At 74.8% G+C, this 20,476-nt stretch carries 20 protein-coding genes; 11 read left to right on the top strand and 9 right to left on the bottom strand.

Annotated features, from left to right (window positions below; genetic code table 11):
* Nucleotides 1-48: 48 nt before the first annotated feature.
* A complete protein-coding gene (locus ACWGKU_RS22395) occupies nt 49-2,100 on the bottom strand; it encodes a HelD family protein (RefSeq protein WP_452191539.1) in 2,052 nt (683 codons plus the stop codon).
* 359 nt (nt 2,101-2,459) lie between these two features.
* On the opposite strand from ACWGKU_RS22395, the gene ACWGKU_RS22400 reads away from it, so the two are divergent.
* A complete protein-coding gene (locus tag ACWGKU_RS22400; protein ID WP_359905820.1) occupies nt 2,460-2,621 on the top strand; it encodes a hypothetical protein in 162 nt (53 codons plus the stop codon).
* 42 nt (nt 2,622-2,663) lie between these two features.
* Here the strand turns inward: ACWGKU_RS22400 and ACWGKU_RS22405 are convergent, their stop codons facing one another.
* Together ACWGKU_RS22405 and ACWGKU_RS22410 are read right to left on the bottom strand one after the other, a co-directional pair.
* On the bottom strand, nt 2,664-4,301 hold the full coding sequence (locus ACWGKU_RS22405; protein WP_359905817.1) for a DNA repair helicase XPB: 1,638 nt from the start codon (nt 4,299-4,301) through the stop codon (nt 2,664-2,666).
* A 96-nt stretch (nt 4,302-4,397) separates the two neighbouring features.
* Nucleotides 4,398-4,802: a hypothetical protein gene (locus ACWGKU_RS22410; RefSeq protein ID WP_401053818.1), complete on the bottom strand. Its 405-nt coding sequence runs from the start codon at nt 4,800-4,802 to the stop codon at nt 4,398-4,400.
* 107 nt (nt 4,803-4,909) lie between these two features.
* Between ACWGKU_RS22410 and ACWGKU_RS22415 the strand changes: the two genes are divergently transcribed.
* Nucleotides 4,910-5,164, top strand: a complete 255-nt coding sequence (locus ACWGKU_RS22415; protein WP_049652328.1) for a hypothetical protein — start codon at nt 4,910-4,912, stop codon at nt 5,162-5,164.
* 10 nt (nt 5,165-5,174) lie between these two features.
* Here the strand turns inward: ACWGKU_RS22415 and ACWGKU_RS22420 are convergent, their stop codons facing one another.
* The gene (locus ACWGKU_RS22420; RefSeq protein WP_452179003.1) at nt 5,175-7,676 is read right to left on the bottom strand and encodes a helicase-associated domain-containing protein; all 2,502 of its coding nucleotides are present in this window, start codon (nt 7,674-7,676) and stop codon (nt 5,175-5,177) included.
* A gap of 170 nt (nt 7,677-7,846) precedes the next feature.
* On the opposite strand from ACWGKU_RS22420, the gene ACWGKU_RS22425 reads away from it, so the two are divergent.
* A complete protein-coding gene (locus ACWGKU_RS22425; protein WP_452179004.1) occupies nt 7,847-8,770 on the top strand; it encodes a hypothetical protein in 924 nt (307 codons plus the stop codon).
* 97 nt (nt 8,771-8,867) lie between these two features.
* Here ACWGKU_RS22425 and ACWGKU_RS22430 read toward each other — a convergent pair whose 3' ends face one another.
* Nucleotides 8,868-9,503, bottom strand: coding sequence for an NAD(P)-dependent oxidoreductase (locus tag ACWGKU_RS22430; RefSeq protein ID WP_452179005.1), 636 nt, complete (start codon nt 9,501-9,503; stop codon nt 8,868-8,870).
* 176 nt (nt 9,504-9,679) lie between these two features.
* Here ACWGKU_RS22430 and ACWGKU_RS22435 point away from each other — a divergent pair, with 176 nt between their 5' ends.
* Nucleotides 9,680-10,453 carry an SDR family NAD(P)-dependent oxidoreductase gene (locus ACWGKU_RS22435; protein WP_401052847.1) on the top strand — a complete coding sequence of 258 codons (774 nt, stop codon included), beginning with the start codon at nt 9,680-9,682 and terminating at the stop codon, nt 10,451-10,453.
* A 105-nt stretch (nt 10,454-10,558) separates the two neighbouring features.
* Complete coding sequence (locus ACWGKU_RS22440; RefSeq protein WP_452179006.1) at nt 10,559-11,224, top strand: TetR/AcrR family transcriptional regulator; 666 nt, start codon at nt 10,559-10,561, stop codon at nt 11,222-11,224.
* 62 nt (nt 11,225-11,286) lie between these two features.
* Here ACWGKU_RS22440 and ACWGKU_RS22445 read toward each other — a convergent pair whose 3' ends face one another.
* Nucleotides 11,287-12,159 carry an alpha/beta fold hydrolase gene (locus tag ACWGKU_RS22445; protein ID WP_452179007.1) on the bottom strand — a complete coding sequence of 291 codons (873 nt, stop codon included), beginning with the start codon at nt 12,157-12,159 and terminating at the stop codon, nt 11,287-11,289.
* Between the two features lie 69 nt (nt 12,160-12,228).
* On the opposite strand from ACWGKU_RS22445, the gene ACWGKU_RS22450 reads away from it, so the two are divergent.
* The 3 genes from ACWGKU_RS22450 (at nt 12,229) to ACWGKU_RS22460 (ending at nt 15,110) form a co-directional block, all read left to right on the top strand.
* Entirely contained in the window at nt 12,229-12,834 is a 606-nt protein-coding gene (locus ACWGKU_RS22450; protein ID WP_401052838.1) for a TetR/AcrR family transcriptional regulator, read from the top strand.
* Between the two features lie 218 nt (nt 12,835-13,052).
* Complete coding sequence (locus ACWGKU_RS22455; protein ID WP_452179016.1) at nt 13,053-14,093, top strand: fatty acid desaturase family protein; 1,041 nt, start codon at nt 13,053-13,055, stop codon at nt 14,091-14,093.
* Nucleotides 14,094-14,312: 219 nt separating this feature from the next.
* Entirely contained in the window at nt 14,313-15,110 is a 798-nt protein-coding gene (locus ACWGKU_RS22460; protein WP_401045515.1) for a hypothetical protein, read from the top strand.
* A gap of 81 nt (nt 15,111-15,191) precedes the next feature.
* Here ACWGKU_RS22460 and ACWGKU_RS22465 read toward each other — a convergent pair whose 3' ends face one another.
* Nucleotides 15,192-15,560, bottom strand: a complete 369-nt coding sequence (locus tag ACWGKU_RS22465) for a nuclear transport factor 2 family protein (RefSeq protein ID WP_360348212.1) — start codon at nt 15,558-15,560, stop codon at nt 15,192-15,194.
* A 200-nt stretch (nt 15,561-15,760) separates the two neighbouring features.
* On the opposite strand from ACWGKU_RS22465, the gene ACWGKU_RS22470 reads away from it, so the two are divergent.
* The gene (locus ACWGKU_RS22470) at nt 15,761-16,891 is read left to right on the top strand and encodes a PRC and DUF2382 domain-containing protein (RefSeq protein WP_452179008.1); all 1,131 of its coding nucleotides are present in this window, start codon (nt 15,761-15,763) and stop codon (nt 16,889-16,891) included.
* A 155-nt stretch (nt 16,892-17,046) separates the two neighbouring features.
* Nucleotides 17,047-17,922: a LysR family transcriptional regulator gene (locus ACWGKU_RS22475; RefSeq protein ID WP_452179009.1), complete on the top strand. Its 876-nt coding sequence runs from the start codon at nt 17,047-17,049 to the stop codon at nt 17,920-17,922.
* Between the two features lie 64 nt (nt 17,923-17,986).
* Here the strand turns inward: ACWGKU_RS22475 and ACWGKU_RS22480 are convergent, their stop codons facing one another.
* The gene (locus ACWGKU_RS22480) at nt 17,987-18,574 is read right to left on the bottom strand and encodes a TIGR03086 family metal-binding protein (protein ID WP_452179010.1); all 588 of its coding nucleotides are present in this window, start codon (nt 18,572-18,574) and stop codon (nt 17,987-17,989) included.
* Between the two features lie 65 nt (nt 18,575-18,639).
* On the opposite strand from ACWGKU_RS22480, the gene ACWGKU_RS22485 reads away from it, so the two are divergent.
* Complete coding sequence (locus tag ACWGKU_RS22485) at nt 18,640-19,569, top strand: DUF6597 domain-containing transcriptional factor (protein ID WP_452179012.1); 930 nt, start codon at nt 18,640-18,642, stop codon at nt 19,567-19,569.
* Here the strand turns inward: ACWGKU_RS22485 and ACWGKU_RS22490 are convergent.
* A complete protein-coding gene (locus ACWGKU_RS22490) occupies nt 19,460-20,446 on the bottom strand; it encodes an ABC transporter substrate-binding protein (protein ID WP_401051313.1) in 987 nt (328 codons plus the stop codon). The genes ACWGKU_RS22485 and ACWGKU_RS22490 overlap by 110 nt on opposite strands.
* Between the last annotated feature and the right edge of the window lie 30 nt (nt 20,447-20,476).

The raw sequence follows: 20,476 nt of genomic DNA on the forward strand, positions 1-20,476 counted from the left end.
GCGCCCACGGGGCTAACGGGCGCGTCCCCGGACCGGCCCTTTCGCCCGCTACCGCAGCTGCTCCGGCAGCGGCTCGCCGTGCAGCACCGTCAGCCCGGAGACGGCACGGGTCAGCGCCACGTACAGCCGCCGCAGGCCGGTCCGCTCGTCCGGCTCCCCGGCGATCACCGCGGCCGGCTCGTCCAGCACCACGTAGTCGTACTCCAGGCCCTTGGCCAGCGAGGCCGGGACGAGGGTGAGCCGGGCCTCCGCGCTGGTCTCGGCGCCGGGGGAGAGGTGCGGCAGGCCCGCGGCGGTCAGCGCCTCGGCGAGCCGCGGGATGCGGGCGTCGGCGGCGATCAGGCCGGTCGATCCCTCGTGCCCCAGCGCCTCCCGGCAGGCCGCCAGGACCGCCTCCGTGGTGTCCCCGTCGGCGACCCGGCGGATCGTCAGCGAGCCCGGGGCCTCACGGACCGAGGAGGCCGGGGCCAGACCGGGGGCGATCGCCGGGAGCAGCCGGGAGGCGTACGCGATGACCTCCTCCGGCACCCGGAAGCCCTTGGTCAGCTCCTCGATGTGCGCCTCCGGCTTGCCCAGGTGACGCAGCGCCTCCGGCCAACTCGCCGTCGCCCACGGGGTGGTGCCCTGGGCGAGGTCGCCGAGGACGGTCGCCGAGCCGGTGGTGCAGCGCCGGCCCACCGCGCGGTACTGCATCGGGGAGAGGTCCTGGGCCTCGTCCAGCACCACGTGCCCCAGCGAGGGGGTGCGCTGCACCAGGTCGGTCGCCTCGTCCACCAGGACGGCGTCGGCCGCCGTCCAGCGGGCGGTCCGCACCGAACGGTCGGGCTTGGGCCGGAGCACCGCCTGCTGCTCCTCGGGCGTCAGCACGCCCTCGGCGCACGCGGCCAGGAACTCCGGCTCGGAGAGCAGCCGCAGGACGACCTTCGCCGGATCCACGGCCGGCCAGCACTCCTTGACCACCGCCTTGACGGCGCTGTTGCGGGCCACCGCGTCCTGCACCCGGTCGTCCGGGGCCTCGCCGCCCTGCTCCATCTTCAGCAGCACGGCGTGCGCGATGCGCTGCGGCAGGGCGTCCCGCGCCGCGCCGTAACGGACCTCACGGCCCTTCAACTCCTCGATGATCTCGGCCAGTTCGTACACCGGCACGCGCCAGCGGCGGGAACCGCGGACCACCACGCAGGGCTCGGTGGGCAGGGTGATGCCCGAGCGCACCGCCCGGCGCAGCACCTCGGCCATCCGGGCGTCGCCCTTCAGCCGGGCCGCCCGCGGGTCGTCCTCGCCCCTCACCTCGACGTGCCCGACCAGCTGCTGCACGGTGGCCTGGGCGACGTCCAGCTCGCCGAGGGCCGGGAGCACCTGCTCGATGTAGGACAGGAAGGCGTTGTTCGGCCCGATCACCAGGGTGCCGGTACGGGCGAGGCGCTCGCGGTGCGCGTACAGCAGGTAGGCGACGCGGTGCAGGCCGACGGCGGTCTTCCCGGTACCCGGCGCCCCCTGGACGCAGATGGTGCCCGTGATGTCGGAGCGGACGATCTCGTCCTGCTCCGGCTGGATGGTGGCGACGATGTCGCGCATCGGGCCGACGCGGGGCTTCTCGATCTCGGCGGCCAGCAGGGCGGAGGCGGTGTCGTCCTCGGCCGGATCGCTGAGGTGCTCGTCCTCGTAGGCGGTGAGCTCGCCGCCGGTGTAGCCGAAGCGGCGGCGGCGCTCGACGTCCATCGGCGCGGTGCGGCTGGCCCGGTAGAACGGCTGGGAGACCGGCGCGCGCCAGTCGATCACCATCGGGTCGCCGTCGGCGTCGTGGACGTGCCGGCGGCCGATGTAGAAGTTCTCCCCGCCTCCGCCCTCGCTCAGTTCCTCGCTGATCGCGTGGAGGTAGTCGAGGCGGCCGAAGAACAGCGGGGTGTGCGAGAGGTCGGCCAGTGCGGCGATCCTGGCCTCGATCTGGTTCTGGAGCACGAGGGCGGTGACCCAGGTGCCGGTCACGTCGCGGATGTCGAGCGACTCGACGTCCTCGCGCATGGCGCGCAGCGCGGCCCGGGACGCGGCCAGGTGGTCGCGTTCGCGCTGGAGGGGGTCGGTGATGGGGGTGGCGGGCACAGCGAACCTTCCCGGCTGCCCCGGTGGCGGGCGCAGCGGATCGTAGGAGCTCACGGTGGGCACGCCGACCGGTTGCCGTGCGGTCGGCACCTCCCCCGGCTGCCTGCGGGACTTCAGCAGGTACCACGGTTCGGGAGGGGGGCAGACGGACGATCCTAGACCCGTCCGCCCGGCGGTTCCAGCCCGGTGGCTCCCGGGGTCGGCCCCTGCGGGGTCTCGGGGTTCCTCCCCGCGGGGCGTCGGGGTTCCTCCCTGCGGGGCGTCGGGGACCGCCGTACACCGGCAGGACGACCCGTGCACCTGCGGATACGGCCTTTGGAGTGATGCCGTCGGCCGTCCGGGTGCCTACCGTTGAAGACATGAGCACCACGAACCGCATCCCCCGATCCGGCCCGGCCGGCGCCACCGCCGTCTCCGGGCGTCACCGCAATCCGCTGAGCACCGTCGTGCGCAACGTCGGCATCGCCCTGGACACCGCCGCGCGCGTGATCTTCCTCGGGCGCGACGGTGTCCGGTACTGAACGCGACGGTGTCCGGTACGGAACCGGTGCCGGACAGCCGTCCTACAGCACATCGTCCGCGTCGATGATCCGGTACGCGTAGCCCTGCTCGGCCAGGAAGCGCTGCCGGTGGGCGGCGAAGTCCTGGTCCACGGTGTCGCGGGCGACCACCGAGTAGAAGTGCGCCGCGTGGCCGTCCGCCTTCGGGCGCAGCACCCGGCCGAGGCGCTGGGCCTCCTCCTGGCGGGAGCCGAAGGTCCCGGAGACCTGGATGGCCACGGTGGCCTCGGGCAGGTCGATCGAGAAGTTCGCGACCTTGGAGACCACCAGGACGCCGATCTCCTTGTTCCGGAAGGCGTCGAAGAGCTTCTCGCGCTGGGCGTTGCTGGTCTCGCCCTTGATCACCGGGGCGTCCAGGGCCTCGCCGAGCTCGTCCAGCTGGTCGATGTACTGGCCGATGATCAGCGTCTGGTCCTTCTCGTGCTTCCTGACCAGCGCCTCCACCACCCGCCGCTTGGTCGCCGTGGTGGCGCAGAAGCGGTAGCGCTCCTCCGGCTCGGCGGTCGCGTAGGCGAGCCGCTCGGAGTCGGTCAGGGTGACCCGCACCTCGCAGCAGTTGGCGGGCGCGATGTAGCCCTGGGCCTCGATCTCCTTCCACGGCGCGTCGAAGCGCTTGGGGCCGATCAGGCTGAACACGTCGCCCTCGCGGCCGTCCTCGCGCACCAGCGTGGCGGTCAGGCCGAGCCGGCGGCGGGCCTGGAGGTCGGCGGTGAACTTGAACACCGGCGCGGGCAGCAGGTGCACCTCGTCGTAGACGACCAGGCCCCAGTTGCGGGCGTCGAACAGCTCCAGGTGGGCGTAGACGCCCTTCCGCTTGGTCGTCATCACCTGGTAGGTGGCGATGGTGACCGGGCGGATCTCCTTCTTCGTCCCGCTGTACTCGCCGATCTCGTCCTCGGTGAGCGAGGTGCGCTTGACCAGCTCGTGCTTCCACTGGCGGGCCGAGACGGTGTTGGTGACCAGGATCAGCGTCGTCGACTTGGCGTGCGCCATCGCGGCCGCGCCGACCAGCGTCTTGCCGGCGCCGCAGGGCAGCACGACCACGCCCGAGCCGCCGTGCCAGAAGCCCTCGACGGCCTGCGCCTGGTACGGGCGCAGCTGCCAGCCGTCCTCGTCCAGGTCGATCGGGTGCGCCTCGCCGTCCACGTAGCCGGCGAAGTCCTCGGCGGGCCAGCCGAGTTTGAGCAGCACCTGCTTGATCTGCCCGCGCTCGGAGGGGTGCACCACCACGGTGTCGGGGTCGACCCGGGCGCCGACCAGCGGGACGATCTTCTTCGAGCGCAGCACCTCCTCCAGCACCGGCCGGTCGGTGGTGGTGAGCACCAGCCCGTGGGTCGGGTGCTTGAGCAGCTGGAGGCGGCCGTACCGGCCCATGGTGTCCGCCACGTCCACCAGCAGCGCGTGCGGCACCGGGTAGCGCGAGTACGTCACCAGGGCGTCCACCACCTGCTCGGCGTCGTGCCCGGCCGCCCGCGCGTTCCACAGGCCGAGCGGCGTCACCCGGTACGTGTGCACGTGCTCGGGTGCCCGCTCCAACTCGGCGAACGGCGCGATGGCGCGACGGCAGTCGCCGGCCTTGGGGTGATCGATTTCCAGGAGAAGAGTTTTGTCGCTCTGGACGATGAGCGGTCCGTCGTTCACGCGGGGAAGCCCTCCACTGGCTGACAGGGTGGATTGACGCAGACCCTCCAGTGTCGCGCATTCCGCCGCGAGCGTGGGCGGGCCGGTTCCGGGCGGCTACTTCCACTCGTAGAACTTGCCGGTGATCTTGCCTCCGGCGTCCGTCTCGAACTCGAAGACGCCGACGACGCCGTTGAGGCGTTCGAGGGCGGGCGAGGCGGTGGAGAAGAAGATCGCGCCGCGGAAGCCGGTGCCTCCGCCGTCGGTGAAGTGGCCGATGCCGCTGCCGTGCCAGCCGACGCCCTGGCCGTCGGCGGTCATGTCGACGCCCTGGCCCTCGCCGAACAGGGAGCCGTCGGAGCGCAGTTCGGACTCGTAGGTGGCGATGGTGCTGACGGCGGTGCCGTAGTAGCTGCCGGTGCCCTTGATGGACACCTCGACGACCGGGTGCCCGTCTCCGGCGGAGAGGACGCGTCGGCCGGTCTCCTCGCCCTGGATCTCACCGATCAGTTCGCCGAGCATGGTGGGTGCCTCCTTGTCGGAATCCCCTGCTTCCGGACTACGCCGATGGGACCGGCCCGTCAATTACTTCGAGTGACCACGGTGCGTACTCGCTCGTTGAGATGGCCATGAAGAAGTCGAAGCGTGTTCTCACCGCCCTCGCCCTGATGGGCTCGGCCTTCGCGGCCACCGCCTCCTCGGCCGGTTCGGCCCACGCCCTCGCGGGCATCGGCGAGGGGCCCGGCGGCCTGCTCGCGGCGCCCGGGTTCCTGCTGGCGGACACCGTCACCGGGGGCTCGATGCCGGTCGGGCAGGGGCAGATCGGCAGCCTGGCGGACAAGGCCGTCCAGGACAAGATGAAGGAGGCGCAGCAGGGGCACTGAGGCCCCGGACTCACTCGTCGAGTTCCGCGACGCCGGTGATGCGGTGCAGGGCGAAGGTGCGGAGTTCGTCGGCGTGGTGGTCGAAGGCGGTGACGAAGCCGCCTTCGACCTTGACCGGGTCGATGATGCGCTGGCTGGCGATGCCCTCGGCGTTGAGGTAGCCGATCCACATGCGCTCGCCGAGCAGGACGGCCGTCTGCAGGGCGGCCAGGGTCTCCGCGGCGGCGGTGCGGGGGAGCCGGCGCGGGTCGGAGGCGGGATCGCGGCGGGTGGCGGTGGCCGCGCGGTCGCCGGCCCGGATGGCCTTGATGGCGGCCGCGAGCAGGGTGTCGTCGGGCGCGGGCGGGCCGTCGGGGACGGGCACGGGGGCCGTCCGGGGCGGGGTGCGGTGGCTGTCCGGGCGGGTGATCAGCACGTCGCCCTCGGCGGATTCGGCGGCCGGGGCGTAGCCCATGGTGCGCAGGGTCGCGAGCAGCACGTCCGGGGCGGCCTGGGAGGCGAGGACGGTGGGCGCGAGCAGCCGCAGCCGCAGGTCGGCGGAGCGGCGGTCGGCGAGCACCTCGCCGAGCAGCGACGGGTCGTCGCAGCGCAGGTAGGAGGAGGCGGCGCCGACCCGCAGGACGCCGTGCCGGCGGGCGATGTCGTCGATCAGGTAGGCGAGCGGCTGCGGGACGGGCGTGCGGCTGTGCTGCTCCAGGAAGGACCGCAGGTCGGTGGCGGTGCGGCCGGCGTCGAGGGCACGGCGCACCGAGGCCGGGGTGAAGCGGTAGACGGTGGCGCCGCCCTTGGACTCGATGTCGGCGCACAGGGCGAGGGCCTGGGCGAGCGGGGTGAGCAGCGGGCCGGGGGCGATCGCGGTGAGGTCCGGCTGGAGGATCACGTGGTCCAGCGGCTGGGGGAGCAGCGGGGCGAGCACCTCGGCCGGGTCGGACTCGGCGGTGAGCAGGGCACGGGCGGGGGCGGCCAGGGCGCCGCGGCCGGTGATGCCGAGGAGTTCGGCCTCGTCGAGGGTCCAGGCGGTGAGCTCGTCGCGCAGTTCGCGGCCGTCCGGGCCGGTGGGGCCGCCGCGCAGCGGGCGCTGCCAGCGCAGGGTGGGGAGCAGTTCCTCGGCGGTGGCCGGGGTGCCCGGCGGGAGTTCGGCGAGCAGGGCGAGGGCGGCGCGGCGGACGGAGGGGGCGAGGGTGCGGTCGAGTTCGGGGCCGAGGGCGGCGCGCGGCTTGCCCCGGCCGTCCGCGGTGCCGGTGAGGGCGGGGACGCGGGTGGCGGCGAGCCAGGCGGAGGCCAGCACGGACCAGCGCTCGGCGGTGTCCAGGTGCAGCCAGGTGTCGTACCCGGGGGTGGGGGCCCAGCGTTCGTCCACCTCGCCGTCGGGGGCCAGCAGCCCCGCGGTGTAGGCGAGTTCGAGCCAGAAGGCGGTCTGCCGCTCGGTGCTCTCCAGGGCCTGGGCGGTGCGCTTGAGGTCGCGCACGCCGAGGCCGCCGGCGCGCAGGGTCAGCGGTGGGGTGAGGCCCCAGCCGTCCAGCAGTTCCTCGACGGTCTTGACCGCGGTGTGCGCCTGGCCGGCCGCGGCGCCGTCCACGGCCCGGGGGTCGCGCGGGGCGGCGGCGGGCGCGGGCTCGGGCTGGACCGGTTCGACGGTGCGGTGGGTGCGGCCGCCGCGCAGGTGCAGGGCGAGTTCGCGGGGCAGCACGACGCTGCCGGGGCTGTTGGGCAGCAGCAGACCGCGGGCGAGCAGCCACTCGACCGGGCTCTGGGCGTCCTCGGCGGTGACCGGGCGGGCGGCGTCCGGGACGGTGCCGGTGGGCGGGCCCCAGACCAGCCGTTCCAGCAGCCGCCGCGCGGCCTCGGGCGCGGTGTCGAGCAGCGCCGCGCAGCGGGTGCGGTCGGTGAGCAGTGCGGTGAGCGCGGCGACGGCGCTGACCGGGTCCGGGGTGGCGGGCTGTCCGGCGGAGGCGAGCAGCTGCTGCAGCCGGGCCGGGGACATGCCGATGGTGGCGTCGGCGAGGGTGGGGCCGAGGCCGGTGCGGCCCGGGTTGCCGGTGGTCGGGGCGAGCGCCTCGCGGACGGCGAGGACCAGCCGCAGCCCGTTGTCCGGGCCCCAGAGCAGCGCCCGGTCGCGCAGGGTGGCGATCGCGCGCGGCAGGGCGGTGGCGACGGCGGACCGGTCGGCGGGGGTGAGCGGGCTCGCGCCGGGGTGCGGCTTGACCTTCGCAGGGCCGGTCAGCAGGGTGCGGACGGTGCTCAGCGAGGTGCCGTCCGGGGCGGTGGCCAGCGCCTCGGCGACCTGGAGGGTGAAGCGGTCGAGCCGCTCCAGGGCGCGCAGCGCGGAGGCGCGCGAGGAGAGCCGGGCGGACAGCTGGGTGAGGTCGCCGGGGACGGGGTTCAGCAGGTCGGGGCGGGAGCGGAGCAGGGCGGCGAGCGCGTCGTCCGGACGGGCGCGCAGTTCCTCGGCGAGGGTGCGCGGGCCGGTGGCGGACCTGCTCCGGCGTTGAGGGCCCTGCTGTGTGGTCATTCGACCTAGGTTAGTCGGGCGCGGGGACGACGGGGTGTCCCTCGTCCCGCGGCACCCGCGGCGCACCGCGGACCCGCGGACGGACTCGCGCGGGCGGGGGCGGGGTGGGTAGCGTCACGCCGAGGGCGGTTCGGTGGGCGGCCGGTACGGGCGAGGCGGGGTGGTCGGTGATGACGGACGGCGAGTGGTGGCGCAAGAGCGGGCCGTGGAGCGAGCGCTCGGGCGGCGGCCCGGAGGCCGGCGCGGGCTCCGGTTCCGGCGGCGCCGCGGAGGCTCCGTCCGCCCCCTCCTCCGGTCCCGTCCCCGCCCCGGGGCCCGTGCCGGACTTCGACCCCGACAGCGTGTACGACCCGCCGGCGCCGAGCGCGGCCGGCATCCCGTCCGTACCGCTGGACCCGCCGGACCTGGCCACCGCCGAGGCGCGGGCGCACGCGATCCCGCCGCCCACGGTGTCGAGCACCGGCCCGTGGACGATGACCCTCTTCGACTTCTCGGACGGGCCGCGGCCCGTGCCGAAGCCGATCCCCGAGCAGCGCACCGGGGAGGAGGCCGAGCCCGCGCCGGAGCCGGCGGTGCCCGCCGCGGACCTGAGGAAGAAGCCGCGCAGGGGCCGGATCGAGCAGACCCCGGCGGCGCCCGCCGCCCCTGCCGGGAAGGCCGCGGGCCAAGCGAAGGGTAAGGGGAAGGCGAAGGGCAAGGGCCAGGGCCAGGAGGCGCGGAAGGACGCGGCCGCCCGCAAGCCCTCCCCGCTGATCCTGCTCTCCTGCGGCCTGCTGGTCGGCGGGGCGGTCTCCGGTTTCCTCCCGGCCATGCTGGCCGGCTGGGGCCTCGGCTACCTGTCCCGCCAGATCTCCGACCTGATGCGCAAGTTCGTGATCCTCGGCATTCCGCTGGTCACGATGAGCGCGACCACCCTCTACTCCATGCGGCAGGCCAAACAGGCCGGGGGGCAGGGCGGCGGCCTCCAGTCGGGCTCGCCGCTGGGCCAGATCAGCTGGTCGTCGGCCCCGAACGTGCTGCGGCTGGCCGCGGTGCTGTCGGCGGTGGTCCTGCTGCTGCTCGCCATGCGCCGCCGCCCGCCGCAGCAGGGCTGAGCCGGGGGCGGTCGGCGGCGGCCGCCGGGTGACGGCCGTTCGCGGCTCGGCGGCTCCATGGCTCGGGTGACGCGGCCGACGGGGCACGGGCCGGGCGTCAGTCGTCGGCGAGGTGGACGAGGCGGCGGAAGGTCGCCGGGTCGCCGAGGTGGCCGACGATCCAGTGCGCGACGGTGGCGCGGGTGGCGGTGCCGGCGCGGGGAAGCGGCCGGTCGTAGGAGATCTGCGGGCCCACGGACGGCGGTCCGTCCTTGAGCATCGGTACCCGGACGACCGTCCAGGCGGTGTCGGAGCCGGCGAGCACCGCCTCCATCCGGGCGAGGTCGTGATGGATCTCCCGGTACAGCCGGTCGACCACCAGCCTGGTCACCACCCGCTGGGCGAACGGGAGCCGGCTGGTGTCCAGGCCCGCCGAGCTCATCGTCACCAGGTGCCGGACGCCGCCGTCCCGGACCGCCGCGGTCAGCTCCCGGGCGCCGTCGGAGAAGACGGTGGTGGCCCCGCGGCCGGTGCTGCCGAGGGTGGCGACTACGGCGTCCTGGCCGTTCAACGGGCCGTGCAGGGAGCCGGGTTCGCCGACGTCGGCCCGCGCGGTGAGCGCGCTGCCGTGCGTGTGCGCCGGTAGCCGGGCGGGGTCGCGGGCGACGGCGGTGACGGTGTGTCCGGCCGCCAGTGCGAGGTCGACCACCAGGCGGCCGGTGCGTCCGGTGGCGCCCACGACTGCGATCCTCATCGGTTCCTCCTCAGGATTCCGGGACTCGGGGACTTCGGGACTCGGACGGTCCGGGGTCGGTGCTCGGCCGGTGTCCGGGTCGGGTCGGTGCTTGTCATTCATTCAGACGGACTGTATGAATGAAACCAAGTGAACCACAGCACACCGCGAGTGCAAGTCCAAAGGAGCGATGGGACATGGGAGTTCTGCAGGCTCGGTACCCCGATCTGGCCGGCCGGGTGGTCGTGATCGCCGGCGGCAGCCGCGGCATCGGTGCGGAGACCGCCCGCGCCTTCGCCCGGCAGGGTGCGGCCGTCGCCGTCCTCGGCCGCGACGAGGCGGCGCTGAAGGAGGTGGCCGGGGAACTGCGGGCGGAGGGCGCCCGGGCACTCGGACTGGTCGCCGACTGCACGGACGCGACGGCGCTCGGCTCTGCCGCCGCCCGGATCGAGCAGGACCTCGGCCCGGTCGACGTCCTGGCCGCCTTCGCCGGCGGCGACGGCTACCCGGTGCCGACCGTCCGCGAGACCGAGGAGCACTGGCGGGCCGTGCTGGACGGCAACCTCACCGCCACCTTCCTCACCGTCCAGGCCTTCCTGCCCGGCCTGCTGGCCCGCGGCAGCGGTTCGATCGTCACCATGGCCTCCACGGCGGGCCGGCTGCCCAGCGGCGCCTCCGCCGCCTACGCCACGGCCAAGGCGGGCGTGCTGATGTTCACCCGGCACCTCGCCCTGGAGGTCGCCGGTGAGGGCGTGCGGGTCAACGCCGTCGCGCCGGGTGCCGTCCGGACCGAGCGGACGGCGGCGCAGATGCCGCCCGAGGTGCAGGCCGCGGTCGCCGCCGCGCACCCGCTGGGCCGCCTCGGCGAGCCGGTGGACATCGCCTCGGCCGTGCTCTTCCTGGGCTCCGACGCGTCCTCCTGGATCACCGGGCAGACCCTGGACGTCAGCGGGGGGCGAGTCATCCTCTGAGCGGTGGGGCCGTCCCTGCGGATGCCGGGGCGGCCCCGCCCGGGGGAACCGATCGGCGATACTGCCAGTTCACGCGGACGAGCGGAACGAGTGGAGGCGAGCGGGATGAGCCCCCGGTCCTACCGGATGGGACAGCGGCAGGCGGAGGTCGACGAGACCCGCGCCCGGATCGTCGCGGCCGCCCGCGCGAACCTGGCCGAGACCGGCGGGGTCTCGCTGGACGCCGTCGCCCGCCGCGCCGACGTCGCCCGGGCGACCGTCTACTACCAGTTCGGCTCCAAGGCGGGCCTGCTGGAGGCGGTCTGCGACGCCCTCGCCGCGCAGGGCGGCATGGCCGGGCTCGCCGAGGCCTTCACCCTGGCCGACCCCTGGGCGGCGGTGGACCGCTTCGTCGAGGTGATGGGCGGCTTCTGGGCGGTCGACCGGGTCTGCACCCGGCGGCTGCGGGCCCTCGCCGCGCTCGACGAGGAGGTGGGCCGGGTCATCGCCGACCGCGACGCCCGCCGCCGCGAGGGTGCCGCCGTCCTGGCCGGCCGGCTGCCCGCCGCCCCGCCGGACGCGGCGAGCCTGCTCTTCGTCCTCACCGCCTTCGAGACCTACGACGCGTTGGAGGCGGAGGCGGAGGCGGAGGCGGGGAAGGGGACGGAGACAGGGGCGGGGACGGGGACGGCGGGCACGCCGGGCGGCGGTGGTGGTGGTCCGGCCGCCGCCACCCCGGCCGTCATCCGTCTGGTCCGCGCCGCGCTCGGTGGGCCGGTGGAGCGGCCGTAGCGCCGGCGGGCCGCCCGTCGGCCCCGGCGCCGCCGGGAGCCGCGCCCCGGCGGCCGCCCCGGTCAGCCGGTCTGCCGCGCGGCCATGCCGAGGATCCCGGCGGTGACCGCCGCGCGGTCGTCGGTGGGCAGCGAGTGTCCCGCGCCGGGGACGATCTCGACCCGGGCGGCGGGCACCAGCCGGCGCAGGCGGTCGGCGACGGCCCGGGAGTCGTGCAGGGCGCTGCGTTCGCCGAGGAGGAAGAGGGCGGGGGCGGTGAGTCGGCCGAGTTCCTCGTCGGTGAGGGTGGCGGCCGGGGGCAGCCGGCGGCGGAAGCCCACCGAGGCGCGGACCAGGGCCATCAGTTCGGTCTCCAGGACGGCGCTGTTGCCGACCAGTCGGGCCAGCCTGGGGCGCAGCGGTCGCGGCGCCATGGCGGCGAGGCCGCCGAGGATCATCCAGGTGTAGAAGCGGCGGTCCAGGTCGGCCAGGCCCGCCGTGTCGACCAGGGTGAGTCCGGCGGTCCGGCCGGGGTGGTGGATCTGGTGGTTGAGGGCGATCCAGCCGCCGTAGGAGCAGCCGACCAGGTGGGCGGTGGGCAGGTCGAGGGCGGTGAGCAGGTCCTCCAGCCAGGCGGCGGCGTCGCGGCCGTCCGCGATGGGGGCGCTCTGCACGCTGGCGCCCGGTTCGCCGACGGTGTCCACGGCGATCACGGGGTGCTGTGCGGCGAGGGTGTCGAGGTGGCCGTGCCACATCAGCGCGTTGCCGCCGGAGCCGGGCAGCAGCACGATCGGCCGTCCTTCGGCGGGGCCGGTGCGGTAGACGCGGGTGGTGCCGTAGCCGGTGGGGACGTCGAGCGGCGTCCACGGCCGGGGCCGCAGTTCGGTCAGCGCGCGCTCGTAGGCGGTGCGGAAGCGGGCTTCGGCCTTGCCGTTCCTGAACTCGCTGATTCGCATGGTACATGTGTATCACATGCATGATACGGGTGTACCAGGAGAACGGGTCGGACGTACGGAGGCCGGAACATGACCGCGAAGGTCGACCACGAGGAACGCCGCCGGCAGATCGCCGAGGCCCTGCTGCGCATCGCCGACACCCAGGGCCTGCAGTCCGCCAGCATGCGGGCGGTCGCGACGGAGGCCGGCGTCTCCCTGCGACTCGTGCAGTACTACTTCACGACCAAGGAGGGCCTGCTCCTGGACGCCCTGGCCAGGCTCGGCACCCAGCTCCAGGCCCGGATGGAGCAGTGGATCGGCCCGGCGCGCGCCCCCCGGGAGGTGGTGACGGCGGTCCTGTCCTGCATCCTGCCGACGGACGCCGAGAGCCGCCGGATCACCAGGACGTACGCGGCGTACTACACGCTGGTCCTCGGCGACCCCGAGGTGCTGGAGAAGCAGGCCGCGCAGCCGCCCGCCGTGCTGGAGGGCTTCCTCGCCAAGCAGCTGCGCGCGGCGCAGCAGGCCGGGGAGATCGGGCCGGAGCGGGACGTCGACACGGTCGCGGCCGGGCTGCTGGCGATGGTCAACGGACTCGGCTCCAGCGTCCTGGGCGGCCAGCGCACCGGCGAGCAGGCGCTCGCGGTCCTCGCGTACCACCTGGACGAGCTGTTCGGCCGGCCGGAAGCCTGCTGAGGGGCCCGGCTCCCCGATCCCCGTCCCGCCGGTTCTCCGCCCGCCGGTTCCCCACCCCGCCGCCTCCCGGCCCCGCCACCTCCCCGCCCCGCCGATCCCGGCGGCGGGCCGGCACCCCTCGCGGCACGGGGGTTAACACCCGTACGGGACGGGTGCTTTCCCCGTTCTGCGGGCGGGCGGGCCGCCGCCAGAATCGGGGCATGCCCGCGCAGCCCGTGATGACGACCGAAGCGCCCGAAGCCCCCTCCCCCCGGCCGGGGAGCGGCGGCAGCGACTTCGCCCAGTTGACCCGCCGGATAGCCGCCGAGGGCCTGCTCGACCGGCGCCCCGGCTACTACGCCGTCCGCGCGGGCCTGGTGCTCGCCGCCTTCCTCGGTGGCTGGTACGCCCTGTTCGCGCTGGGCGACACCTGGTGGCAGATCGGCCTGGCGGCGGCGATGTCCGTCGTCTTCGCCCAGATCGGCCTGCTCTCCCACGACCTGGCGCACCGCCAGGTCTTCGACCGGCGGCTGCCGAGCGAGATCGGCGGCCGGATCGCCGCCAACCTGCTGATGGGCATGAGCTACGGCTGGTGGATGAACAAGCACACCCGCCACCACGCCAACCCGAACCACGAGGAGCGGGACCCGGACGTCGCACCCGAACTCCTGGTGTGGTCCAAGCGGCAGGCCCGGCAGGCGAGCGGCCTCGCCCGGTTCATCGGCCGCCGGCAGGCGTACCTGTTCGTCCCACTGCTCCTGCTGGAGGGCCTCAACCTCAGCTTCAACAGCTTCCGCGCGCTGCGCAGCCCCGTCATGAAGCGCCCGGTGCTGGAGGGCGTGCTGCTGGCGGTCCACTTCGCCGGCTACTTCGGCCTGGTGTTCGCGGCGCTCCCGGTCGGCAAGGCGGTCGCCTTCCTGGCCGTCCACCAGGCGCTGCTCGGGGTCTACCTGGGGTGCGTCTTCGCCCCGAACCACAAGGGCATGCTGATGGTGACGCCCGGGATGAAGCTCGACTTCCTGCGCCGCCAGGTGCTCACCTCGCGCAACGTCCGCGGCGGGGTGCTCATCGACTCGCTGATGGGCGGCCTCAACTACCAGGTGGAGCACCACCTGTTCCCCAGCATGCCGACCCCGGCGCTGGGGCGGGCCGCCCGGATCACCCGGGAGTTCTGCGCCGAGAAGGGCGTCCCGTACTGCGAGACCGGCCTGTTCCGCTCCTACCGGGAGATCTTCGCCCACCTGCACCGGGCCGGCGAGCCGCTCCGCTCCGACGGGTGACCGTCACCTCCGCCGCGGCGGCCGGCGGTCACCTCCGCCGCGGCGGGAGGCGGTCACCTCCGCTGCGGCGGGAGGGGTGGGAGGGCGTGAACGCCGCTGTCCCGCGCGGGAGCTCGGACCGGCCGACGTCCCGTGCGGACCGGCCGTCCTGCGGTACCGCCCGTACGGTTGCGCGTTCGCGCCCGTACGATGCCCGAGCGGGGTGGGCGGAGGCCGGAGGTGGATGTGGTTCGGTTCTGGCTGCGGTGGGTGATGATCGCGGTCCTGGGGACGGCGGTCGTGTTCGGCGGCTGGGCGGGGTGGCGGCTCTACCGCGCCACGGCCATCCCGGCCCCTCCGGACGTCCCGGGGATCGCACAGGCCCCGGTGACCGGGGAGGCCCGCCGGGCGGCCGAGGAGCGGATGGCCGACCGAATCGACCGGCTGCCCGAACTACTGCCGTGGGCGCAGGGGTTGGGGAGGTCGACGGTCGACGTGTGCCGCACCGACTACCGCGGTGATCTGTTCAGCCGGGGTACGTGGCTGCCGGTGGCCTGCGAGCGGACCGTGAACGTCTACCTGGCCTTCGACGGGGGTGACGTCCGCTCCCGGCTGGCCGATCTGGACCGGTACCTGGACGGCCAGGGCTGGCGCAGCTCACAGAGGTGGAACAGCCTGGTCGCGGCCGACGAGTACGACCACCAGCCACCCGCCGACCCGACCCCGGAGGAGGCGGCGGAGGCGGCGGCCAGGCCGATCGCCCCGTCCGTGGAGTTCGCGCTGGCGACGGGCGAGGCGGTGCGGACGGAACTGGCCGTGAACGTCACCCGGCCGCCCGGCCCCGAACTCCTGACCTCCGGTGAGGACTACTGGTACGAGAAGTACGGAAGCCGGCGCTACCGGAACGACGAGGGGCAGCGGTCCGAGTACCTGACCTGGCAGCCCGTGCGGCCGAGCGAGGTCACGAAGGCGGCCGAGGGCCGGTACGTGGCGGTCCTGGGCTTCACGACCAGGTACGCGCAGCACGAGGCCGGGTAGGGCCGGCCGGCCGCGGCCGGTTCTGTCCCGGGCCTGCCGGGCCCATGCCTCGGGCCCTGCCGGGCCCCGGGCCCGTCGGTCTCAGGCCTTCCGCTCGAAGCCGGCCAGCAGGCCGCGCGGGTCGAAGGTGACCCGGATCCGGGCGATCCTCCCGTCCTCGACGTGCATCCAGTTCGCCGTGGGCGCCGGCGGGGCGATGCTCGTGCACAGCTCGAACCAGGTGATCACCTCGTCGCCCTCGGCCACCCGGACCTTCACGTCGATCTTCTCCAGCACCTGCCCGAGCCCCTTCAGCCCGGCCAGCGCCTCCTCCACCCCGGAGGCCGTCCCCAGCGCGCCGACGAAGTCGACGTCCTCGGCCAGCAGTCCACGGACGGTCTCGAAGTCGCCCGCCTCCCAGGCGGTGAAGTAGGTCTCGGCGAGCTCACGCGCGGTCTTCGTCGTCGTCATGCCTCCATCCTCCCGGCCACCACGACCATCCGTCCAACAGATGAATCAGATGGCTTCTATCTCTGCTGATGATGAAATAAGGATGCGCTGCGTGACCGGTGGGCCACGACTGTCACGCTGAGTGAAGGTCAGCTGAGGTGGTTTCGGACCGTTCGGGCCGGTAAGGCGCTCATCGCTGGAATGCGAAGGAGGCGTGAATCGTGATCACCGAACAGCAGGCCCGCTCCATGCTGCACCAGCCCGTCCGCGACGTACGGGGCAGCCGGATCGGCAAGGCGGACCACGTGTTCCTCGACGACGTCACCGGCAAGCCGGAGTGGGTCAGCGTCAAGACCGGATGGTTCGGGGCGGGCGAGTCGTTCGTGCCGATCCGCGACGCCCGGGTCGTCGGCGACCACCTGGAGGTGCCGTACCCCAAGGAGAAGGTCAACAACGCGCCGCTGGTGGACGTGGACCGTGGCGGACACCTCTCCGAGCGCGAGGAACATCGGCTCTACCAGTACTACGGCATCGGGGACGGGGCCCGGAAGGCGGCCGACCGGCCCGCCGCGGGCACCGGCACCACTGCCGCGGCCGCCGCTGCCGGAACCACCGTCGCGAGCGGGCACACCGGCACCACGGGCCGCACCGGTGCGGTCGGCACGGCCGGTCCCGCGGGCATGACCGGAGCTGCCGCCGAGACCGGCCGTGCCGCCGCGACCCCGACCGCCACCACGCGTGCCGCCGCGACCCCGACCGCCACCACGCGTGCCGCCGCGGCTCCGGGCGCCGCCTCCGCCGCCGGGCGGACCGGTGTCCACCCGGGCAAGGACGGCGTGATGACCCGTTCCGAGGAGCGGATGCGCGTCGGCGTCGAGCGGTACGAAACCGGCCACGCGAAGCTGCACAAGTACGTCGTCACCGAGGAGGAGCGGCAGACCGTGCCGGTGCGGCACGAGGAGGTCCACGTCGAGCACGAACCCATCGCCGAGGCCGACCGCGGTGCCGCGATGACCGGCGAGCTCATCTCGGAGGCCGAGTACGAGGTCACCCTGCACGCGGAGCGGCCGGTCGTGCGCACCGAGACCGTCCCGGTCGAGCGCGTGCGGCTGGTGACCGAGGAGCGCGTCGAGGAGCAGACCGTCACCGGCCGGGTGCGCAAGGAGCGCATCGAGGCCGACCTGCCCGACGGCGGGACGGCACGGACGCAGGGCAAGGAGATCCAGGGCAAGGAGATCCAGGGCAAGGCGGTCCAGGGCAAGGAGATCCAGGGCAAGGCGGTCCAGGGCAAGGAGATCCAGGGCAAGGCGGTCCAGGGCAAGGAGATCCAGGGCAAGGACCGCCGCCGGTGACGTCGGCCGGGCCGTGACCGCCCCGCGCGGCCGCGGTCCGTCCCCGCGGGTCGTTCGAGGCGGTCCGTCCCCGCCGGGTCGTCCCGTCAGGTCGCTCGTCCGGCGGACCGATCGGCCGAGCGGATGGAGCACCCGGTCGAATATCGTCACCGGTCATGGAGATGCACCAGCTGCGCTACTTCGCCGCCGTGGCCGACGAGGGGACCTTCACCGCCGCCGCGGCCCGGCTGCACGTGAGCCAGTCCGGCATCAGCACCCAAGTGGCCAAGCTGGAACGGGAACTGGGCCAGCTGCTGCTCGACCGGGCGGGCCGGCAGGTGCGCCTCACCCCGGCCGGCGAAGCGGTCCTCCCGCTGGCGAAGAACGCCCTGGCCACCCTCGACGCCATCCAGCACACCGCCGCCGAGTTCGCGGACGCCGTCCGCGGCCGGGTCCGGCTGGGCATGATCACGGGCTGTTCGATCCCGCCCTTCCTGGACGCCGTCGCCGACCTCGGCCGCAGTCACCCCGGCATCGAACTCAGCCTGCACGAGGGGCACTCCGAGGACCTCCAGGCGCAGGTCCTGGCCGGCTCGCTCGACCTGGCCCTGATCGGCTACGCGGGCGAGGTCTTCCCGGGCCTGGAGGCCACCGTCGCCATCGACGAGCCGATCGCCGCCGTCGTCCCGGTCGGGCACGCCCTGGACCGGGCGCGGCTGCGGCTCGCGGACCTGCGGGGCGAGAAGATCCTCTGCCTCTCCCCGGGCACCGGCATCCGTGCCGCCTACCGGGGCTCCTGCCGGCGGCTCGGCCTCGACCCGCGGGTGGACATCGAGGCCAGCTCCCCTGTCGCCCTGCTCCGGCTCGCCGAGCGCGGCGCGGGCGTGGCCGTCCTCAGCCCCTCCTCCGCCGCGGGCGACGGACTGCGAGCCGTCCCGCTGGTCGACGCCGCCATCCGGGCCCGGCTCGGGCTGGTCGCCCGCCGTGACCAACCCTCCCCGGCCGTACGGCTGTTGATGGCCCGCCTGAGGGAGGCGCTGCGTCAGGGCTGATCCCGTACCGCTCGTGCGGCCCGGCCCGGCCCGGCCCGGCCCGGTCGGGCCCGGTGTCCTCGGCTCAGGCCTTCCCGTGCGGGTCGCGGCCCGAGGCGGCCAGCGCGCGGTCCCACGCGGGGGCGCCCTCCGGCAGAGCCACCGCCTCGGCGAAGCCCGCGTACTGCCGGTACAGCTCGGCGTTCTCCGCCACGATCTCCCCGGTCAGCAGGGCGAGTTCCTCGTCGACCTCGATCCGCCCGCCGGTCGCCCGGGCCACGTCCCAGCCGTGCAGCAGCAGCTCCAGGATCAGCATCCGGGCGATGCCGACGGCCGGCATCGGGGTGCCGCCGAGGTCGACGTCCCCCTCCCAGGCGGCCGGGTCCGCCCAGGCCGCGACCGCGCGCTCCAGCTGGGCCGCGTAGGCGGAGCGCCAGTCGGCGTCGGCGGCGAAGTCCCGCGCGTTCAGCTCCTCGGGCAGCTCGATCCGCCGGGCCCGGTGCTCCAGGCCGTGCGAGGTGTAGAGCACCCAGTGGTTGATCAGCGCGCGGGTGTCGAACTCCGGGCAGGGCGTCGGCGCGTCCAGCGGCTGGTCGGCGGGGACGGCGGCGGCGACACCGGCCGCGGCGGAGGCGGCGCGGGTCAGGAACGGGTGCATCGGGTGGGCGTTCATGGCCTCGATTCTGGGCCGGGCCGCACCGGCGGGTCTTGAAGAAACGCGACGACTAGCCTGGCGGCATGGGCATGGACTCCCCGGCCTCCCCGGACGCCCCCGACCTCGGCCGGGGCGTGCTCCACCCCGCCCGGGCGGCGGAGCTGATCACCGTGGACCGGCTCGCGCCCGACCCGGCCGTGGCGGTGTTCGTCGAGTACTACTGGCTGGTTCGCTGGGACCTGCACGGCCTGCCGCCGTACGAGCAGAAGGTGCTCGCCCACCCCAACGTCCACCTGGTCTTCGAGGCGCCGGGGGCGCGGGTGTACGGGGTGGACCGCTCGCTCTTCGTCCGCCGGCTGGAGGGCGCCGGGCACGTGCTGGGCGCGCGGTTCCGTCCCGGCGCCTTCCGCGCCTTCGCCGGGCACCCGGTGAGCGGGCTCGCCGACCGTTCCGTGCCCGCCGCCGAGTACTTCGGGCCCGGGGCCGACCGGTTCAACGCGGAGGTCCTCGGGGCGCCCGGCGATCCGGCCGCGCTCGCCGACGCCTTCCTCCGCCCCCGGCTGCCCGCGCCCGACCCGGTCGCCGCCGAGGTCGCCGCCGTGGTGGACCGGATCACCCGCACACCGGACCTTCGCCGGGTGGACGAGCTGGCCGCCGAGTCGGGCCTGACCGTCCGCCGTCTCCAGCGGCTGTTCGCCGAGTACGTCGGCGCCTCCCCGAAGTGGGTGCTGCGCCGTGCCCGTCTCCACGAGGCCGCCGAACGCGCCGGTACGGACGGCGGGTTGGACCTGGCCGCGCTCGCCGCCGAGCTGGGTTACGCCGACCAGGCGCACCTCACCCGGGACTTCACCGCGGCCGTCGGCGTCTCCCCGGCCCGTTACGCGGGGGCGCGCCGGACCCCGGCTACGCCCCCAGGAAGCGCTGCAGCTCGTCCAGCACGTAGTTGGCCCCGGTGTACCCGATCCCCTGGAACCACAGCTGGTCGTCCACCGGGAACGCCCGGTGCCCCTTGACGGCTCCCAGCGCCCGCCACCCCGGGCTCGCGAGTGCCGCGGTGGCGCCCGACAGCTCCGGATCGCCGTACGTGGCGTACAGCAGCAGGTCACCGTCGGCCCGGGCGAGCTGGTCCGGCGGGATCGCGAAGTCCGACTGGTCGACGTTCTGCGCGTCGGGCCGGCCGATCTGGGCGTCGGAGAGCACCGTCCCGGGGAAGCTCTGCCGCCCGAACAGCCGGATGCCGCCGCCCTCCACGAACCGCACCAGGCTCACCTTGCGCCCCGACAGCTTCGCCGCCGCCAGCGCCTGCGCGACCTGTCCGGCGTGCTTCTGGTACGCGCCGGCGAAGGCCGCCCCGGCCGCCTCCCGGCTCAGCGCCTGGGCGTGCAGCTGGAAGTCGGCCTTCCACGGCGCCCCGGACGTCTGGGTGAGCACGGTGGGGGCGATCTCCCGCAGCTGCTCGTAGCGGTCGCCGTCGCGGGTCTGGTTGGAGAGGATCAGGTCCGGCCGCAGGGCCCGTACGGTCGGCAGGTCGGGTGCGCCGGCCGGGCCGACCAGCCGGATCCCGGCCGTCCGGGAGGCCGGCCAGTACTCGGGGTAGCTGGTGTCGCGGCCCGGCAGCGCGGCGCCGACCGGGGTGATGCCGAGGGTCAGCGCGGAGTCGAGCACGTCGGTGTCCAGCACGACCACCCGCATCGGCGCGCCCGGCACCACGACCGGGCCGGTGGCGGCGTTCACCGTCACCGGCGGCACCGGGGCCGGGGACGGCCAGGCGCCGGTGGCGAGGCCGTCCGCGGTCCCCGGGGCCGGGTGCCCGGTGGTGCAGCCGGCGGCCGCCGCGAGCGCGCCCGCGCCGAGGCCGGTCAGGAGGGTGCGGCGGGAGATCCGGGGCATCGGCGGTCCTCTGGCGGCGCGGGCGGGTCG

Source organism: Kitasatospora sp. NPDC054768 (assembly GCF_053612025.1).

What these genes read in the sequence shown, in the direction of transcription:
- ACWGKU_RS22400 (WP_359905820.1), top strand. Translation starts at nt 2,460, where the DNA reads ATGAGCACCACGAACCGCATCCCCCGATCCGGCCCGGCCGGCGCCACC.
- ACWGKU_RS22410 (WP_401053818.1), bottom strand. Translation starts at nt 4,802, where the DNA reads ATGCTCGGCGAACTGATCGGTGAGATCCAGGGCGAGGAGACCGGCCGA.
- ACWGKU_RS22415 (WP_049652328.1), top strand. Translation starts at nt 4,910, where the DNA reads ATGAAGAAGTCGAAGCGTGTTCTCACCGCCCTCGCCCTGATGGGCTCG.
- ACWGKU_RS22420 (WP_452179003.1), bottom strand. Translation starts at nt 7,676, where the DNA reads ATGACCACACAGCAGGGCCCTCAACGCCGGAGCAGGTCCGCCACCGGC.
- ACWGKU_RS22425 (WP_452179004.1), top strand. Translation starts at nt 7,847, where the DNA reads ATGACGGACGGCGAGTGGTGGCGCAAGAGCGGGCCGTGGAGCGAGCGC.
- ACWGKU_RS22430 (WP_452179005.1), bottom strand. Translation starts at nt 9,503, where the DNA reads ATGAGGATCGCAGTCGTGGGCGCCACCGGACGCACCGGCCGCCTGGTG.
- ACWGKU_RS22435 (WP_401052847.1), top strand. Translation starts at nt 9,680, where the DNA reads ATGGGAGTTCTGCAGGCTCGGTACCCCGATCTGGCCGGCCGGGTGGTC.
- ACWGKU_RS22440 (WP_452179006.1), top strand. Translation starts at nt 10,559, where the DNA reads ATGAGCCCCCGGTCCTACCGGATGGGACAGCGGCAGGCGGAGGTCGAC.
- ACWGKU_RS22445 (WP_452179007.1), bottom strand. Translation starts at nt 12,159, where the DNA reads ATGCGAATCAGCGAGTTCAGGAACGGCAAGGCCGAAGCCCGCTTCCGC.
- ACWGKU_RS22450 (WP_401052838.1), top strand. Translation starts at nt 12,229, where the DNA reads ATGACCGCGAAGGTCGACCACGAGGAACGCCGCCGGCAGATCGCCGAG.
- ACWGKU_RS22455 (WP_452179016.1), top strand. Translation starts at nt 13,053, where the DNA reads ATGACGACCGAAGCGCCCGAAGCCCCCTCCCCCCGGCCGGGGAGCGGC.
- ACWGKU_RS22465 (WP_360348212.1), bottom strand. Translation starts at nt 15,560, where the DNA reads ATGACGACGACGAAGACCGCGCGTGAGCTCGCCGAGACCTACTTCACC.
- ACWGKU_RS22475 (WP_452179009.1), top strand. Translation starts at nt 17,047, where the DNA reads ATGGAGATGCACCAGCTGCGCTACTTCGCCGCCGTGGCCGACGAGGGG.
- ACWGKU_RS22480 (WP_452179010.1), bottom strand. Translation starts at nt 18,574, where the DNA reads ATGAACGCCCACCCGATGCACCCGTTCCTGACCCGCGCCGCCTCCGCC.
- ACWGKU_RS22485 (WP_452179012.1), top strand. Translation starts at nt 18,640, where the DNA reads ATGGGCATGGACTCCCCGGCCTCCCCGGACGCCCCCGACCTCGGCCGG.
- ACWGKU_RS22490 (WP_401051313.1), bottom strand. Translation starts at nt 20,446, where the DNA reads ATGCCCCGGATCTCCCGCCGCACCCTCCTGACCGGCCTCGGCGCGGGC.